Here is a 15,999-nt window from a genome sequence, read left to right as displayed (position 1 = left end):
AGGAAAGCCTCGGGCCGATCAAATCTGGATCAGTGCCGTCTTGACCTTGCAGGACGCCAGATAGGCTTCCCGGCCGAGGTCCTTGCCAACGCCCGACTGGCGGAAACCGCCGGTGGGCAGGATGAAATCGTCAGAGCGGCCATAGCGGTTGACCCACACAGTCCCGGCATCAAGCGTACGGATCGCCCGCATTGCGCGCGAAAGGTCATTGGTGTGGACGCCAGCAGCAAGGCCGTATCGCGTGCCGTTGGCAAGCGCGAAGGCTTCGTCCTCGTCAGCGAAGGACTGCACGGTCAGGACCGGACCGAAGATCTCGCTTTGAACGGCTTCGCTGTCAGGCGCCACGTTGGCCAGCAAGGTCGGCTGATAATAGCTGCCCGATTGCGGTGCGGTGGCGCGTGCGCCGCCGGTCACGGTTTCAGCCCCGGCGCTGCGGGCGCGCTGGACAATTCCATCGATCTGGGTGAGCTGACCTTCGGAAATGATTGGCCCCATGGTCGTGCCTTCTTCCCAGGTAGCACCGATGCGGTGGGCCTCGAACGCGGCGGTCAGGCGCTCGACCACTTCGTCGCGAACTGCGTCCTGCACCAGCAGACGCGATCCGGCTACGCAGACCTGGCCTGCATTGAGCGTGATTGCGCGGGCTACAAGGGCTGACGCCTTTGTCAGGTCCGCGTCGGCAAAGACCAGTTGCGGGCTCTTGCCGCCCAGTTCCAGCGTCGAGGGCTTCGGTCCGGTCTCCGCACAGGCGGCCATGATCGCACGGCCCGTGCGGGTGGAGCCTGTGAAGCTGACCTTGTCCACGGCGTCATGGCGCACCAGCGCATCGCCGATGTCCGCGCCGCCGCCTTGCACCACGTTGAATATGCCCGCTGGAATGCCAGCGACGACTGCCAGTTCGGCCAGGCGCACGACCGAGAAGGGTGTAAGCTCCGAGGGCTTGAGCACAACTGCATTGCCTGCCGCCAGAGCAGGTCCCAGTTTCCATGCCGCCATGACCAAGGGCAGGTTCCAGGGCGCGATGGCTCCCACCACGCCATAGGGCTGGGTCAGGGTGAATCCGAGCTTGTCGGGCGTGGTCGCGCCGATCTCGCCGCCGAGCTTGTCGGCGAATTCGGCGAAGAAGCGGATGCACTCGGCGGTGTAGGGCAAGTCCCAAGCGAGGACTTCGGGCAGCGTGCGGCTCGACCCTGCAGCCTCCAGCAAAGCGAGCGTGGCCGCATCGGCCTCGATCAGATCGGCCCAGCGGCGCAGCAGGCGCATGCGGCTGCGCGGCTCCATCGTGCCCCACCCGCTGACCTTATGTGCATGCGCGGCATTTTCCACCGCTTCGGCAAGTTGCGACCCGTCGGCGGCCCGCAGTTCGCCCAGCAGCCCGCCATCGGACGGACGGGCAACCCTGAAGCTCTGCCCGAGTCCCACAACCGCCTTTCCGCCGATGAAGTTGGCAGCAATGGCAGGGCGGACGGTATCGGGATCGAACAGGGGCATCGCGGCTTTCCGGACGTGGCGGGGATGCGGCAGTCTATGCCGCCGCTTGCGCAATCGGCGCGGCGAAGGGGCGTGAGAACGCGCGATAATGTTCCGAATAAAATGGAAAACCGGCACCTCATGTTGATCGGCGCTGGTTAGACCGAAAGCATCACAGCGGTGCCTTGCGCGCCCTCTCTCAAGCTTGTTCCGGGAGCATCCGATGGCAGTTCAGGACGCAACGCAGATCGTCTTGCGCGCAATGACCGGCGAGGACGTCCATGCTGCTGCCGAACTGTGCATCGAGCAGCAATGGCCGCACCGCGAGGAAGATCTGGCGCTGTTCCTGTCGATCGGAGAGGGCATTGTGGCCGAAACCGAGGGCAAGGTTGTCGGAACGATCATGGGCTGGAAATTCGGCGAAGCCTTCGCGACGCTCGGACTGGTGATTGTCACCAATGCCATGCAGGGACAGGGTCTTGGCCGCAAGCTGATGGACGCCATGCTGGAGCGTCTGAAGGGGCGAACAGTCATTCTCAATGCCACGGGCGAGGGCCTGCCGCTCTATCGCAAGCTCGGCTTCGAAGAACTGGGCGTGGTGTGCCAGCATCAGGCGGTTGCGCCAGCCCAGCCGCTCGTCCAGCTTCGGCGCGGCGAACGCGTGCGACCCATGGGGGCAGCTGACGGCGAGGCGCTCGAAGCGCTTTATTCCCGAGCCAGCGGCATGGAGCGCAAGGCAGTCCTCGATGCCTTTCAGGCTGAGGGTAGTACCGTGGTGCTGTGTCGCGAGCATGAGCAGACCGGCTTTGCGGTGTTGCGCCGGTTCGGGCGCGGCTGGGCCATCGCGCCGGTTGTCGCGCCCGACCAGACCGGAGCCAAGGCGCTGATTGCGCACTGGCTGGGTACGCAATCGGGCAGCTTCTGCCGGCTCGACATTCCCGAAAACAGCGGGCTGGGGCCGTGGCTGGAGGAGCTCGGCCTGCCGGAAGTGGGGCGCGTGACGGTCATGGCGCTGGGGCCTGCGCCGGTCGGCGACCCGGCCGCCAAGACATTCGCAATTGCTGCACAGGCGCTTGGTTGAACATGTTGAACCTCTATGATCCCACCCTGCTGCGTCAGGCCGCGCTGGTCGATGGCCAGTGGATTTCTGCTGGCCTCCCCGCGCTTGAAGTCACCAATCCCGCAACCGGCGAGGTGATCGGCACGGTGCCCGATTGTGGCGCGGCGGAGACTGAGGCGGCCATTGCCGCGGCTCAGGCCTCTTGGTCGGACTGGCGCCGCCGTACTGCGGGCGAGCGCGCCGCGCTGCTCGAAACCTGGCATTCGCTGGTGCTCACCAATGTCGATGACCTCGCCCGGATCATGACCGCTGAGCAGGGCAAGACACTGGCGGAGGCGCAGGGCGAAATTCGTTACGCCGCAACGTTCATCAAGTGGTTTGCCGAAGAAGGCCGCCGCGTTGGCGGGCGCAACGTTGCCTCGCCCGAGCGCGACCGCCGGATCATCGTGCTGACCGAGCCGGTCGGCGTTTCCGCCGCGATCACGCCGTGGAATTTCCCAGCTGCCATGATCACGCGCAAGTGCGCGCCCGCGCTTGCTGCCGGGTGTCCGGTGGTGATCAAGCCTTCGGAAATGACGCCTTTCACCGCGCTCGCGCTGGTCGAGCTGGCGATCCGGGCAGGTTTTCCCAAGGGTACGATCAATCTGCTCACCGGCATGCCGCAGGCTATCGGTGCGGCGATTACGGCCAGCCCGGTCGTGCGCAAGCTCTCCTTCACCGGCTCGACCCGTGTTGGCTCGCTGCTGATGCGGCAGAGCGCGGACACCATCAAGCGGCTGAGCCTGGAGCTGGGCGGCAATGCGCCGCTGATCGTGTTCGACGATGCCGATCTCGATCTGGCGGTGAAGGCCACCATGGCGAGCAAGTTCCGCAATGCCGGCCAGACCTGCGTCTGCGCAAACCGCATTCTGGTGCACGCACCGATCTACGACGAATTCGCAGCGCGCCTCGGTGCTGCAGTCGAAGCGCTCAATGTCGGTAACGGGATGGACGCCGACACCACCACCGGCCCGCTGATCAACCGCGCAGCTGTCGACAAGGTCTCGGCCCATCTCGAGGATGCGCTGGCCAAGGGGGGCAAGGTCCTGTTTTCCGGCAGGGGCGCGCAGGATGGCAACTTTGCCCGGCCGGTGTTGATCGGCGAGGCCAGCACCGACATGCGGCTCGCATCGGAGGAAACCTTCGGCCCGGTTGCACCGCTGTTCCGCTTCGAGACCGAGGACGATGCCATTGCTCTTGCCAACGATACCCAATACGGCCTTGCCAGCTATTTCTACACCTCGGGCCTTGATCGCGCCTTCCGCGTGGCCGAGGCGCTGGAGGCGGGGATGATCGCGCTGAATACAGGCTCGATCGCCATGGAAATGGCCCCGTTCGGCGGCGTCAAGCAATCTGGTCTAGGGCGCGAAGGCGGAACACTCGGCATCGAGGAATACCTGGAAACCAAGGCTTTCCATATCGGCGGCCTGAAGATCTGAACCGGAGACGGAGCAATGACCAGCAACACGCGAAAGCACACCATCGCGGTCATCCCCGGTGACGGCATCGGCAAGGAAGTCATGCCCGAAGGCATGCGCGTGCTCGAGAAGGCCGCCTCGCTGTTCGGTTTCGAGATCGAGCAGAAGTGGCACGATTTCGCCTGCTGCGACTACTACGCCCGCCATGGCAAGATGATGCCCGATAACTGGAAGGAAGAGATCGGTCGCCCCGACGCGATCTTCTTCGGTGCGGTCGGCTGGCCCGATACCGTGCCCGATCACGTCTCACTGTGGGGCTCGCTGCTGCAATTCCGCCGCGAATACGATCAGTACGTCAACCTGCGCCCCGTGCGCCTGATGCCCGGCGTGCCGTGCCCGCTGGCGGGGCGTGAGCCGGGTGACATCGATTTCTGGGTGGTACGCGAGAATACCGAAGGCGAATACTCCTCGGTCGGCGGGATCATGTTCCCTGGCACGGAGCGCGAGGTCGTCATCCAGGAAACGGTCATGACCCGCATCGGCGTGGACCGTGTGCTGCGCTATGCCTTTGATCTTGCGCAGAAGCGCCCCGCCAAGCACCTGACCAGCGCCACCAAGTCCAACGGCATAGCCATCACCATGCCCTACTGGGACCAGCGCGTTGAAGTGATCGGCATGGAGTATCCGGACGTAACGCACGACAAGTATCACATCGATATCCTGACCGCGCAGTTCGTGCTCAACCCCGATCGCTTCGATGTGGTCGTCGGCTCCAACCTGTTCGGCGATATCCTGTCCGATCTCGGCCCGGCCTGCACCGGCACCATCGGCGTTGCTCCATCGGGCAACATCAACCCTGAGGGCATCCATCCCTCGCTGTTCGAACCGGTCCATGGCTCTGCGCCGGACATTGCCGGGCAAGGCATCGCCAATCCGGTCGGCCAGATCTGGTCAGCCGCGATGATGTTGGAGCACCTTGGCGAAGCAGAAGCTGCCGCGGCGATCATGCGCGCGGTCGAACAGGTTCTCGCCACGCCCTCGGCCCGCACCCGCGACCTCAAGGGTGCGGCTGGCACTGAAGCATGTGGCAAGGCCATCGTCGAAGCTCTCGGCTGACGGGACAAGAGCGCGGCATAAAATGCTGCCTCCCGCCACGCGAAAGCCCCTGAAGCACCCCCCAGCCCCCGCTTTCGGCCAAACCCGCTCTTGCTAGCGGCATAGGCTCGCTCCATTGTTCCCCAATGGACGAGCCTGTGATGAACGCCCCCGCTTCTGCCCTCTCGAACCGTTCCCTCGTCGATATCGACCGCGATCACCTGATCCATTCGGTCACGTCGTTCCGGGGGCATGAACAGCACGGCGCGATCGTGCTGGAATCGGGCCAGGGCATGTGGCTCACGGATGCAGAGGGCAACCAGTTGCTTGATGCCTTCGCGGGCCTTTGGTGCGTCAACGTCGGCTACGGACAGGATTCCATCGTCGAAGCTGCAGCCGCGCAGATGCGCAAGCTGCCCTATGCCACCGGCTATTTCCATTTCGCCAGCGAACCGGTGATCCGGCTTGCGGGAGAGCTCACCGCCGCCGCGCCCGAAGGCCTCGACCACGTGTTCTTCACGCAGGGCGGGTCTGACGCGGTCGACAGCGCGATCCGCTACATCGTCCACTACTGGAACGCTGCGGGGAAGCCTTCAAAGAAGCACTTCATAGCGCTGGAATGGGGCTACCATGGATCGAGCAGTCTCGGTGCAGGCCTCACCGCGCTCGGCAATTTCCACCGCAACTTCGATCTGCCGCGCCCCTGGCAGCATCACATTGCCTCGCCCTACCAGTACCGCCACCCGCAGGGTGACGATGATGCGGCGGTGATCGCCTCCACCGTCGCCGCGCTTGAAGCCAAGGTGGCCGAACTCGGCGCGGACAACGTGGCGGCCTTCTGTTGCGAACCGATCCAGGGTTCGGGCGGCGTGATCGTTCCCCCGCGCGGCTGGCTGAAGGCGCTGCGCGAGGCCTGCACGCGGCTCGGCATCCTGATGCTGGTGGATGAGGTCATCACCGGCTTCGGCCGTACCGGACCGCTGTTCGCCTGCCTCGACGAGAGCGTCTCGCCCGATTTCATGACCACGGCCAAGGGCTTGACTGCCGGCTATATCCCGATGGGCGCGATGTTCATGGCCGACCACGTCTATCAGACCATCGCCGATGGCGCGCCTGCCGCCCTGCCGATTGGCCACGGCCAGACCTATTCCGGCCACCCGGTTGCGGCTGCCGTAGGCCTCGAAGTATTGCGCCTCTATCGCGAAGGCGGTCTGCTGGAGAACGGCGTGAAGGTCGGCGCGCGCTTTGCCGAGCACATGGAGCGCATTCGCAGCCACCCGTTGGTCGGAGACGTGCGCTATCGCGGGCTGCTCGGCGCGATCGAACTCACGCCGAACAAGGCGACGAAGGCGATCTTCGATGCCTCGCTCGACATCGGTGGAAGGCTCTCGAAGCTGACTTACGGCAATGGGGTGATCGTGCGCTGCTTTGCCAATGCCGTCCTCGGCTTTGCGCCAGCCTTGTGCTGCACGCTGGAGGAAATGGACATGATCTTCGAGCGCGTCGAACGTTCGCTCGATCAGCTGCTCGATCAGCCCGAGATCCGCGCGGCCGTCGCGCTGCAAAACGCCTGAGGGGGACCACCGCCATGCTGCCCGGACCCAAGCTCGACAGGATTGATCTCAAGATCCTCGCCAAGCTCCAGCAGGAGGGGCGAATCACCAACGTCGAACTGGCCGACGCGGTCGGCCTTTCGCCCAGCCCCTGCCTCACGCGCGTGAAGCGGCTGGAAAAGGCCGGGTACATAACCGGCTACGGCGCACACGTGAACCTCAACAAGCTTGGCGAGTTCCTGACGGTCTTCACCGAAGTCACTCTCAGCGAACACCGGCGAGGCGATTTCAGCCGGTTTGAAAGCCGCATCGTCAAGATCGACGAGATCGTGGAGTGCCACCTCGTTTCGGGCGGATACGACTATCTCCTGAAGTTCGTGGCGCGAGGCGTCTCGCACTACCAGTCGATCATCGAGGGCATGCTGGAAAGCGATTACGGCATCGAGAAGTACTTCTCCTATGTCGTGATCAAATCGCCGTTCATCAAGCATCACTTCCCGATCCAGAACCTCTTTGGCCAAACCCATGGCTGACTCTGTTGTGGTTGATCTGGCCGAAATCATGCCGGACCTCGTCGCCCTGCGCCGCGATATCCACGCCCACCCTGAATTGGGTTTCTGCGAACACCGCACCGCTGCGCGCATTGCCGATGAACTGCGCGGGCTTGGCATCGAGGTGCACGAAGGCATCGGCACAACCGGGCTTGTTGGTGTCCTCAAGGGCAAGCACCCCGGCATCCGCACCTTGGGCCTGCGCGCTGATATGGACGCGCTGCCAATTCACGAGCAGACCAACCTGCCCTGGGCCAGCACCACGCCCGGCACCTTCCACGGTTGCGGCCATGATGGCCACGTCGCCATGCTGCTGGGCGCTGCACGGGTGCTTGCCGCCAATCCCGACTTTGCCGGTACGCTCAACTTCATCTTCCAGCCTGCCGAAGAAGGGCAGGGCGGCGCGCGCGTGATGATCGAGGAAGGCCTGTTCGACCGCTTTCCTTGCGACCGCGTCTATGCCCTGCACAACTGGCCCGGCCTGCCTGCAGGAACGATCAGTACGCGTCCCGGCCCGATCATGGGGGCAGCGGACAAGTTCCGCATCACCCTCACCGGCAAGGGCGGCCACGCTGCGATCCCGCAGGACAGCCCCGACGCGATCCTCGCCGCGGCAAGCTTGGTGCAGCAGCTCAACACCATCGTCAGCCGCGCCGTGCCACCTTACGCGTCGGCGGTCCTGTCGATCACCGAGATCCATGGCGGCCATGCGCACAACGTGATTCCGGCTGAAGTCATGGTCGGCGGCACTGTCCGCACTTTCGACCCCGTAGTCCAGGACCGGATCGAGGCGCGGATGCGGGGGATGCTCAAGGGCATCGAAGCTTCATTCGAAGTCCACTGCGCGCTCGACTACGACCGCTACTACCCGGCGACGATCAACGATCCGCTTGCCGCTTGCGATGCGCTGGAAGTCGCAGCAACGGTTGCGAAGGCCGAACTGGCACCCGAGCCTGCGCCGACATCCGAAGACTTCTCATTCATGCTCCAGCAGCGCCCCGGCGCCTACATCTGGCTGGGACAAGGCACGGACGATCACGCCGCGCCACTGCACAACCCGCATTACGATTTCAACGATAACGTGCTTGAGACCGGCATCCGCCTGCACGTCGCGCTGGCGAGGCACTGGCTGGTCTAGAACCGCAGCGCCATGCCGACGATGCCGCGCGTTATCCGGCCGCGCGTGCCGCCTGCGCGGGCAATGTCGAGCGTCTTGCCGACCAGCCGCTCGTGTATTGCGCCACCATATATCTCGAGAAGTGGTGTCAAGGTCTTCCGCACGCGCAGAGCGGCCTGAATATCGGTCACGCCATGACCGCTGCTTTCCTGCTCGATGTCCTGCGCGGCCCAGTTCACGTTGAGGCGCGGTTCGGCGGTGAGAGTTGCAGACAGCGGCAGGGTGAAGTTCAACTGCCCGCTGCCGATCAGATCGCCGCGCTCCGACATATAGAAGAAGTGTTCGATCTCGAGCCAGTCGACGGGTGTCACCACGAAGGCGAAAGAACCATGCGTCAGGTCCTCGCCCCCGCGGACATCCTGCCGGATGCCGGCCAGCAGTGTGAGCTTGTCGCTAACGTTGCGAACGTAGAGCGCTTCGAGTTGGACGTTGTCGATCAAGGGGCCGACATCGCTGCCGCCCGATGCCCGCACTTCGAAACGATCGTTGTCGGAACCTACCGACAGCGCGCTGTCGAATGTGAAATGCTCGTCACCATCGCCCACGTGGAGTTCAAGCAGGTCCACTTCTGCCTCGACCGGATCGGCGAGCGCAGGAGGGGCAAAAAGGATCGAAGCCAGCAAGGGCAATGCGCATCGCATGGTGCCACATGACCCGAAAGCGCGCAGAACTGTAGCCCGAAAGAGCGCTTATCGACGGAAGAGGATTGCGAAAGCCTGGCCCGGATGGCGTCTCGATGCTGCGTCAATCGAAGCTCAGAACCACATCCTCACGCCCACGACGGCGCTCACCTGCGAAGGACTTTCGCCATCCAGTCGGGCAAACCGCGCCGTTTCGCCCAACTTGCGCTCCCAGTGTACCCCTACGTAAGGCGCAAATTCGCGGGCAAGTTCATATCGCATCCGCGCGCCCATCTCGATCTTCTCGAACCCCGCACCGATGCCGAGTTCGGGAACGTCCTGCGCCGATGCATCGATTTCGACAGAAGGCTGCAGGATCAGGCGCTGGGTCAGGCGCATGTCGTGTTCGGCTTCAACGCGAAAATGCACGTCGCCCTTGTTCGAGATGAAGGCATGCGCGCCAACTTCGAACCAGTAGGGCGCAAGCCCCTCGATACCGATCACGCCATAGGTGCGATCCGGCCCAGCGCCAAAATCCTGCCGCACGCCGAGTTCGAAATTCCACCACGGATCGAGCGCGTGTCGCCACGCCGCGCGGACTTCCCCGGTCTCGAGCGATTCGCCGAACGCGCCTTCGCCCTCGGTCTCGACCGCGAGCCGGTCGATGTCGCCGCCGATCCAGCCCATGGCCTGCCACGCAAATCCATCCTTGCCGCTGCGCGGGCGATACTCGAAGCGATCGAGTATCAGGGCGTTGCCATAGAAGCGCCCTTCCTTGGCGAGGTCGGCCCAGGCTTGGGCCATGCGCTGCTTGTCCCAATAGGCATCAGCGGGATGGTCGGTGGGCACAGGCGGCGGAGGGGCATTGCCCACTTCGCTGTCGCTGGCCGTTGGCATCGCGTGGCCTGCGTGGGCGGAATGGTCCGTCGGCGCGGCCTGGTCCGCCGTGGCAGGCTCGGACTGCTGGTGCATGGAGTGATCCATGCCTTCCATCTGCTGCCCCTCCATCGCCCTAATGACGTGCCCGGAGTGATCCATCCCCTCCATCTGGCTCATGTCATGGCCCGCATGCGGGTCCTGCGCGTCCTGCGCGAAGGAGGGGGCGGAGATCAGTGCTGCCCCTGCCAGCACAAGGCGCTTCATGCTGCGTCTCCCGCGCTGCGCACCGTGACCACGCGCATCATCCCTGCATGCATGTGCAGCAGCATGTGGCAGTGAAATGCCCAGTCGCCCTCCGCATCGGCAGTCAGGTCGAAGCTCGCCTTGCCGCCGGGCAGGACGTTCACCGTATGCTTTCGCGGACGGTTGCCCGGCTCGCCTGTGACAAGTTCGAAGAAGTGGCCGTGAAGGTGGATCGGGTGTGGCATCATCGTGTGGTTGATCAGGTTTACCCGCACCCGCTCACCCTTGCGGAAAGGGATGGGCTTTGCGCCATCGGAGATCGTCTCACCATCGATGGACCACATGTAGCGCTCCATGTTGGCGGTGAGGTTCACGTCGATCTGGCGTGAGGGTGCACGCGAATCGGGATTGGCACTGCGCGAGCGCAAGTCGGCATAGGTCAGCACTCGGTGATCGACATCCTCCAAACCGGTCGGCTTGTCAGCCAGCCGGTCAGCCGGCATCGGCGAGATCGTGGCGACACCCGGACCCGGCTTGACCCCCGGCGCAAGGCTGAGATCGCGCATCTTCATCGAATGGCCCGCCATGCTCTCGTTGGCAGGCTTGGACAGGTCGATCTCGCCGCCGTCGCCCATGTCCATCCCGCTCATGTCCATGCCCATATCGCGCATGGTCAGCACGGGGCGAGCGCGGCGGGCGGGGATTGGCCCTGCCATGCCGATCTGCGGCGCAAGGGTGGCGCGAACGAGGCCTGATCGATCAATCGCCTCGGCAATGATGCCGAACGCCGCCGCCTCGGTCGGCTGCACGATCACGTCATAAGTCTCGGCAATCGCAATCTGGAACTCGTCGGTCTCCACCGGGGCGACGTTACAGCCGTCTGCCGCCACTACTGTCATAGGCAGGCCGGGAATGCGGAAGTTGAAGTTGGTCATCGCCGAGGCATTGATGATCCGCAGCTTCACCCGCTCGCCGGGTCTGAACAGCGCGGTCCAGTTCGCGCCTGTATCGTGCCCGTTGATCACGAACGAATAGGTCGCGCCGGTCACGTCCGAGATGTCAGTCGCGTCCATGCGCATCTTGGCCCACTCGAGCCGGTCCTTCAGGCTCTGGTCCTTGCCCTTGAGTAACCCGCCTACGGTCTGCCGCTGCCAGTTGAAGTAGCCTCCCATGGCCTTCAGCTTGCGCAGCTGCTCGTGCGGATTGATCGGGCTCCAGTCCGCCAGCATCAGCACGTATTCGCGGTCAAACGGGGCGGAGGCATCAGTCTCTGCCGGGTCGATCACGATGGGGCCATATAGACCGACCGCTTCCTGCATCCCTGAGTGCGAGTGGTACCAGAAGGTGCCCGAATGGAGGATCGGGAACTCGTAAGTAAACGTCTCGCCCGGATCGATGCCGGGGAACGACAGGCCGGGCACGCCATCCATCTGGAACGGCACCAGTAGCCCGTGCCAGTGGATTGATGACTGTTCGCCCAAGGTGTTAGTGACGGCGATGCGCACCTTTTGCCCTTCGCGCAAACGGATCAGCGGGGCAGGGATCGAGCCGTTGACGGCAACCGCCGGAGCGGACCGGTCCCCAACCGCGAACTTCGCCGCGCCGATCGAAAGCGCAATGCTCTCGCCCGAAAGCGTGCCGCCGCTGTTGCGCCCGGCCATCGCGCCAGATGGCATCTTATGCCCGCCATGCCCAGATTGCGCCCAGGCGGGAACCAGCGGCGTTGCGGCAAGGGCACCGGCTCCCAAGAGCAGGTTGCGGCGATTGAGGTGGAGCGTCTTGGTCATTACCCTGCAGTTACGCAGGAAAAGCCGCTACCCCTCAAGCATTTCCGACAATTTCTGCCGCGCCCGGTAAATCCGGGTCTCCACCGCCTTTTCCGTCAGTCCGAGCACCTCGGCGGCCTCGCTCATGCTCATGCCTTCGAGGCGGCAGAGGATCAGCGGATCCTTCAGATTCGCTGGTAGCGCCGCAACTGCCGCCGAAACCCGCGCTAGCTCCCGCCGCGAGATCGCTTCGGCTTCCGGGTCGAGCCCCTGATCGGCCACGTCGAATGCGTCTTCGATCGGGCGTGCCATGCGGAATAGTCGCCGCACCGCGCGACGGCGCGCCCAGTCGCGACATTTGTTCACCGCGATGCGCATGATCCAGGCGCGGAACGGACGGGCAGCGTCGAACTTTGCGAGTGATGCAAATGCGGCGATGAAGGCCTCCTGCGTCACGTCGAGCGCTTCGCCTTCGTCCCCGGTGTGATGGCGGGCCAGCCGGAACACCGCCTCGCGGTGCCGAGCCATCAGGACGGCATAGGCGGTCTGACGTCCGGCCAGCGCGCTTGCGACCAGTTGCGGGTCACTCTCCCCTGACGCGTCGTTCCCCGTCACCGGTTCAGCGGTGGTCGGGTGCGGTAAGGGCGCGGGCGATCTCGCGGTCGAAGATGGTCTGCTGGGCAGGGGTCAGCACGCCACGCATGGCAAACACGTGCGCCAGCGTCGCCTTCTGCAGCTCACCCATCGCCATGTGGGAGGCATCGACCGCGCCGGTCACCTTGGGGCCGATCTGGTGCTCGCTTTCGATTGCCCGGGCGAGATCGGCGTTCGAGGCCCGCAGACGTTCGTCAAGGGCGCGGCGCTTGCCAGCAAAATCGGCTTCCAGCTTGTCGATCTGCTGCTTCTGCTGCGCCGACAGGTCAAGCCGGTCGTGCATCAACTGGTGCAGTTCGCTGCCGTGATGGATCGGCATGAACCCGCGGGCTAAATGGCTGGCAGCAAGCGCAACGGCAGCAGAGACCACTGCCACCAGCACATAGCGCAAGGCCCCTCCCATCAGTCTGCCAGCAAGTGCGACGGCGCGCCCGAAGGCACCCCGAACAGCGGCTCGGCCTGCGCCGGGGCGGAGGGGGCCACCGACCCTGCGATGCCGACGAAGGCCGCGATGCCCACCGCCATGATCATCCCGCGCCGCGCAGCAGCGTTCTCGCGCCGCTCGGCAAGGCCTCGCATCACGCAATCATCGATGGCGCCAAGCGAAGCGGGCATTGCCTTGTTTGCCAAGGCGCCGAGAAGTTCATCGATATCGGCCATCGCTGGCTGTGTTCCTTTTTCCACGCGATTCCCATTACGCAAGGTTCGAGCGAATCCCTCAAGACAAATTTTGCGCTATGGCTTGAGGGATGACCGCAGGCCTTGCGTATCACCTTGCAGATCCCAACCCGAAAGGACTTGCCATGCGCCGTCTCGCGCTTCTTGCCGCTCCCGCCCTTGCCATGCTGGCTCTACCCGGTGCCGCCTTCGCGCACCCCAAGCTGCTCTCGGCCAATCCCGCGGCAAACACGGCAGTGGCCAAGCCGACCAAGCTGACCCTGACTTTCTCCGAAGAACTCGTCGGCCCGCTCTCGGGAATCGAACTTGTCATGACCGGAATGCCCGGCATGGCGAACCACGCGCCGATGCCCATCAAGGGTTTCAAGACGGCCGCTTCGGGCAAGGTCCTGACCGTTACCCTGCCGCGCGCTCTTCCTGCCGGAACCTACAACCTCAAGTGGCATGCAGTAGCTGCGGACCAGCATCGCATCGAGGGTCAGTACGCCTTCACCGTACGCTGACCGGGCCTGAGGGGGCGTGGAAACGACTGGCCTGATCGCCTCGCGGGCGGTGGCGTATCTCGCGCTGCTGCTTGTGGCAGGCTTGCCTCTGCACGGCCTCGCGGCGGGTCAGGCGCTGACGCTCCGTGCCCGTATCTCCCTTGCCCTGCTGGCATTGGCGGCGGCGCTGGCTTCGGCATGGTGGGCGCTGGAAAGCGTGGCAGCCATGGCAGGTATCGGGCTAGATCAGCTCGATCAGGCCACGGCCGAGGTCGTGCTCGCTCAGACACCGCTCGGCGAGGTCATGGAATGGCGGCTGACGGCTCTGGCAGGCGTAATAGCCGCCAGCTTCCTCCCCTTGCGCCGGTTGAGATTGCCGCTGCTTGCCTTGTGCGGCGCGGTGGCATTGTGTTCTATGGCATGGACCGGCCATGCCGGAGCGAGTGAAGTTCCGATTCACCGCATCGCCGACGTCTTCCACCTGCTTGCCGCTGCCAGCTGGCTGGCGGCGCTTGCAACCTTTCTCGTCTCGGCATTCTCACGGATCGGTCCCGACATCGCGGCGCTGACGCGGTTTGCCCGCACGGGCAGCATGCTCGTCGCGGTTCTGGTCCTGAGCGGTCTACTCAATACGCTCGCCATCGCCGGGTGGCCGAAGATGCTGGAAGCGCGCTGGTTCAGCGTGCTGGCGGTAAAGCTGTCTCTGTTCGTGCTCATGCTGGGGCTGGCTGCTGGTAATCGCTGGCGGATCGTTCCAGCGCTCGATCGCAATGAGCCCGGCGCGGTCGTCCGCCTGCGCATCTCGCTCGCGCTCGAATTCGCCGCAGGGTTGGGCGTGGTGGGCGCGGTCGCGCTGCTCGGTCTGCTTGATCCTGCAGCCTGAGGCCAAATGGCAACAAAGAATTCCCGTCCGGACGCTTGACCGCGCGGGCCATTGGCTTAGCTCTCTGTGCGCTACAACCTGACTACGGGAGAGAGCTTATGTTCAGCCACGTGATGGTGGGCGCTGATGATATCGCCGCCGCCAAGAAGTTCTACGACGCCACGTTCGCCGCCTTCGGTGGCCCGGAAGCCATCACCGACCCCAAGGGGCGACTGATCTATCAGCACAACGGCGGGCTGTTCATCGTCACCCAGCCGATCAATGGCGAACCGGCTTGCGGCGCGAATGGCGGCACCATCGGTTTCCGCATGAACCCGGAACAGGCCAACGCCTGGCACGCTGCGGGCGTCGCCAACGGTGGCACGGCTTGCGAAGATCCGCCGGGACCGCGTGAAGGTTCGCCCTACTACCTCGCCTACCTGCGCGATCCAGCTGGCAACAAGCTCTGTGCGCTGGACATAATCGCCTGATGACACTCGAAACGGTCTCTACGTCAAAGGCGCATGGCGGAACGCTGGGCGTCTACAAGCATGAGTCCGCTGCTACGGGGACGGGAATGACCTTTTCGGTCTTCCTGCCCCCACAGGCTGAGGCGGGCGCAAGATTGCCGGTGCTGGTGTACCTCTCAGGCCTCACCTGCACCCACGCGAACGTCACCGACAAGGGCGAATACCGCAAGGCCTGTGCCGAACTCGGCATCGTCTTCGTCGCGCCCGACACCTCGCCGCGCGGCGAGGGTGTGGCCGATGATCCGGATGCTGCCTATGACTTCGGCCTTGGCGCAGGGTTCTATGTGAACGCCACGCAGGAGCCCTTCGCGCAGCACTATCGCATGTGGGACTATATCGCCGAGGAGTTGCCCGCACTGTTGGGCGCAAACTTCCCGGTCGATCTGGAACGCATGGGTATCACCGGCCACTCGATGGGCGGCCATGGGGCGCTGACGCTGGGCCTTACTTATCCCGAGAAGTTCAAGTCGCTATCCGCCTTCGCGCCAATCGTTGCGCCGGGGCAGGTCCCATGGGGCCACAAGGCGCTCGGCGGGTATCTTGGTGATGATCGTGCGGCATGGCGCAGGCACGATGCCGTGGCGCTGATCGAAGACGGCAAGCGGCCTGCGGGCCCAGTGCTGGTCGATCAGGGCGCTGCCGACGGCTTCCTGGCCGAACAGCTCCGCCCCGAACTGCTCGATGCCGCCTGCAAGGCTGCAGGCATAGACCTGACGCTGCGCCTGCAGCCGGGCTACGACCACAGCTACAACTTCATCTCGACCTTCATGGACGACCACATCCGCTGGCACGCGGAGCGGTTGTAAGGTCCAAGATCCTCCCTGATTTTCCGTAAGGACAATCGGGGAGGGGGACCGCCAGCGAAGCTGGGGGTGGAGAGGCTGCCACCCCTCCGTCATTCGCTGCCGCGAATGCCACCTCC

The 15,999-nt window shown here is 64.3% G+C and carries 17 protein-coding genes; 10 read left to right on the top strand and 7 right to left on the bottom strand.

Annotated elements, in window-relative coordinates; translation table 11 throughout:
- Positions 1-18: 18 nt before the first annotated feature.
- Positions 19-1,491, bottom strand: a complete 1,473-nt coding sequence (locus ACZ1JW_RS02760) for an aldehyde dehydrogenase family protein (RefSeq protein WP_465124984.1) — start codon at positions 1,489-1,491, stop codon at positions 19-21.
- Positions 1,492-1,693: 202 nt separating this feature from the next.
- Here ACZ1JW_RS02760 and ACZ1JW_RS02755 point away from each other — a divergent pair, with 202 nt between their 5' ends.
- The 6 genes from ACZ1JW_RS02755 to ACZ1JW_RS02730 all read left to right on the top strand — a co-directional run bounded on the left by ACZ1JW_RS02755 (position 1,694) and on the right by ACZ1JW_RS02730 (position 8,324).
- Entirely contained in the window at positions 1,694-2,551 is an 858-nt protein-coding gene (locus tag ACZ1JW_RS02755) for a GNAT family N-acetyltransferase (protein ID WP_465124985.1), read from the top strand.
- Between the two features lie 2 nt (positions 2,552-2,553).
- Positions 2,554-4,008: an NAD-dependent succinate-semialdehyde dehydrogenase gene (locus ACZ1JW_RS02750; RefSeq protein ID WP_465141864.1), complete on the top strand. Its 1,455-nt coding sequence runs from the start codon at positions 2,554-2,556 to the stop codon at positions 4,006-4,008.
- A 15-nt stretch (positions 4,009-4,023) separates the two neighbouring features.
- Positions 4,024-5,103, top strand: coding sequence for a tartrate dehydrogenase (locus ACZ1JW_RS02745; RefSeq protein ID WP_465124987.1), 1,080 nt, complete (start codon positions 4,024-4,026; stop codon positions 5,101-5,103).
- Between the two features lie 125 nt (positions 5,104-5,228).
- On the top strand, positions 5,229-6,656 hold the full coding sequence (locus ACZ1JW_RS02740) for an aminotransferase class III-fold pyridoxal phosphate-dependent enzyme (protein ID WP_465141863.1): 1,428 nt from the start codon (positions 5,229-5,231) through the stop codon (positions 6,654-6,656).
- 14 nt (positions 6,657-6,670) lie between these two features.
- Positions 6,671-7,168, top strand: a complete 498-nt coding sequence (locus tag ACZ1JW_RS02735) for an Lrp/AsnC family transcriptional regulator (protein ID WP_011446572.1) — start codon at positions 6,671-6,673, stop codon at positions 7,166-7,168.
- Positions 7,161-8,324, top strand: coding sequence for a M20 aminoacylase family protein (locus ACZ1JW_RS02730; protein WP_465141862.1), 1,164 nt, complete (start codon positions 7,161-7,163; stop codon positions 8,322-8,324). The genes ACZ1JW_RS02735 and ACZ1JW_RS02730 overlap by 8 nt, the downstream gene beginning before the upstream one ends.
- Here the strand turns inward: ACZ1JW_RS02730 and ACZ1JW_RS02725 are convergent.
- From ACZ1JW_RS02725 to ACZ1JW_RS02700, 6 genes are all read right to left on the bottom strand, one after another.
- Positions 8,321-8,986: a copper resistance protein B gene (locus ACZ1JW_RS02725; protein ID WP_465141861.1), complete on the bottom strand. Its 666-nt coding sequence runs from the start codon at positions 8,984-8,986 to the stop codon at positions 8,321-8,323. The genes ACZ1JW_RS02730 and ACZ1JW_RS02725 overlap by 4 nt on opposite strands.
- Positions 8,987-9,118: 132 nt before the next feature.
- Positions 9,119-10,126 (bottom strand): copper resistance protein B, encoded by a 1,008-nt coding sequence (locus tag ACZ1JW_RS02720; protein ID WP_465141860.1) that lies wholly within the window; start codon positions 10,124-10,126, stop codon positions 9,119-9,121.
- Entirely contained in the window at positions 10,123-11,892 is a 1,770-nt protein-coding gene (locus ACZ1JW_RS02715) for a copper resistance system multicopper oxidase (protein WP_465141859.1), read from the bottom strand. The genes ACZ1JW_RS02720 and ACZ1JW_RS02715 overlap by 4 nt, the downstream gene beginning before the upstream one ends.
- A 27-nt stretch (positions 11,893-11,919) precedes the next feature.
- Positions 11,920-12,486, bottom strand: a complete 567-nt coding sequence (locus ACZ1JW_RS02710) for an RNA polymerase sigma factor (RefSeq protein WP_465141858.1) — start codon at positions 12,484-12,486, stop codon at positions 11,920-11,922.
- A gap of 4 nt (positions 12,487-12,490) precedes the next feature.
- Positions 12,491-12,928, bottom strand: a complete 438-nt coding sequence (locus ACZ1JW_RS02705) for a Spy/CpxP family protein refolding chaperone (protein ID WP_465141857.1) — start codon at positions 12,926-12,928, stop codon at positions 12,491-12,493.
- A complete protein-coding gene (locus ACZ1JW_RS02700) occupies positions 12,928-13,185 on the bottom strand; it encodes a hypothetical protein (RefSeq protein WP_465141856.1) in 258 nt (85 codons plus the stop codon). The genes ACZ1JW_RS02705 and ACZ1JW_RS02700 overlap by 1 nt, the downstream gene beginning before the upstream one ends.
- Before the next feature lie 143 nt (positions 13,186-13,328).
- Between ACZ1JW_RS02700 and copC the strand changes: the two genes are divergently transcribed.
- From copC to fghA, 4 genes are all read left to right on the top strand, one after another.
- The gene (gene copC / locus ACZ1JW_RS02695) at positions 13,329-13,706 is read left to right on the top strand and encodes a copper homeostasis periplasmic binding protein CopC (protein WP_465141855.1); all 378 of its coding nucleotides are present in this window, start codon (positions 13,329-13,331) and stop codon (positions 13,704-13,706) included.
- Positions 13,707-13,722: 16 nt separating this feature from the next.
- The gene (gene copD, locus ACZ1JW_RS02690) at positions 13,723-14,568 is read left to right on the top strand and encodes a copper homeostasis membrane protein CopD (protein ID WP_465141854.1); all 846 of its coding nucleotides are present in this window, start codon (positions 13,723-13,725) and stop codon (positions 14,566-14,568) included.
- A gap of 98 nt (positions 14,569-14,666) precedes the next feature.
- Positions 14,667-15,038 carry a VOC family protein gene (locus tag ACZ1JW_RS02685; protein WP_465124997.1) on the top strand — a complete coding sequence of 124 codons (372 nt, stop codon included), beginning with the start codon at positions 14,667-14,669 and terminating at the stop codon, positions 15,036-15,038.
- Entirely contained in the window at positions 15,038-15,883 is an 846-nt protein-coding gene (gene fghA, locus ACZ1JW_RS02680) for an S-formylglutathione hydrolase (RefSeq protein ID WP_465141853.1), read from the top strand. Before ACZ1JW_RS02685 ends, fghA begins: the two co-directional genes overlap by 1 nt.
- Positions 15,884-15,999: the final 116 nt, after the last annotated feature.

This window comes from Novosphingobium sp. BL-A-28-Hi1-0D, assembly GCF_055521755.1.
The sequence above is the reverse complement of the archived record's forward strand: the minus strand, read 5'-3'. Positions and strand labels throughout refer to the sequence as shown.

Excerpts from the sequence above, each read along its gene's own strand:
- ACZ1JW_RS02760 (WP_465124984.1), bottom strand. The coding sequence starts at position 1,491 with ATGCCCCTGTTCGATCCCGATACCGTCCGCCCTGCCATTGCTGCCAAC.
- ACZ1JW_RS02755 (WP_465124985.1), top strand. The coding sequence starts at position 1,694 with ATGGCAGTTCAGGACGCAACGCAGATCGTCTTGCGCGCAATGACCGGC.
- ACZ1JW_RS02750 (WP_465141864.1), top strand. The coding sequence starts at position 2,554 with ATGTTGAACCTCTATGATCCCACCCTGCTGCGTCAGGCCGCGCTGGTC.
- ACZ1JW_RS02745 (WP_465124987.1), top strand. The coding sequence starts at position 4,024 with ATGACCAGCAACACGCGAAAGCACACCATCGCGGTCATCCCCGGTGAC.
- ACZ1JW_RS02740 (WP_465141863.1), top strand. The coding sequence starts at position 5,229 with ATGGACGAGCCTGTGATGAACGCCCCCGCTTCTGCCCTCTCGAACCGT.
- ACZ1JW_RS02735 (WP_011446572.1), top strand. The coding sequence starts at position 6,671 with ATGCTGCCCGGACCCAAGCTCGACAGGATTGATCTCAAGATCCTCGCC.
- ACZ1JW_RS02730 (WP_465141862.1), top strand. The coding sequence starts at position 7,161 with ATGGCTGACTCTGTTGTGGTTGATCTGGCCGAAATCATGCCGGACCTC.
- ACZ1JW_RS02720 (WP_465141860.1), bottom strand. The coding sequence starts at position 10,126 with ATGAAGCGCCTTGTGCTGGCAGGGGCAGCACTGATCTCCGCCCCCTCC.
- ACZ1JW_RS02715 (WP_465141859.1), bottom strand. The coding sequence starts at position 11,892 with ATGACCAAGACGCTCCACCTCAATCGCCGCAACCTGCTCTTGGGAGCC.
- ACZ1JW_RS02705 (WP_465141857.1), bottom strand. The coding sequence starts at position 12,928 with ATGGGAGGGGCCTTGCGCTATGTGCTGGTGGCAGTGGTCTCTGCTGCC.
- ACZ1JW_RS02700 (WP_465141856.1), bottom strand. The coding sequence starts at position 13,185 with ATGGCCGATATCGATGAACTTCTCGGCGCCTTGGCAAACAAGGCAATG.
- copC (WP_465141855.1), top strand. The coding sequence starts at position 13,329 with ATGCGCCGTCTCGCGCTTCTTGCCGCTCCCGCCCTTGCCATGCTGGCT.
- ACZ1JW_RS02685 (WP_465124997.1), top strand. The coding sequence starts at position 14,667 with ATGTTCAGCCACGTGATGGTGGGCGCTGATGATATCGCCGCCGCCAAG.
- fghA (WP_465141853.1), top strand. The coding sequence starts at position 15,038 with ATGACACTCGAAACGGTCTCTACGTCAAAGGCGCATGGCGGAACGCTG.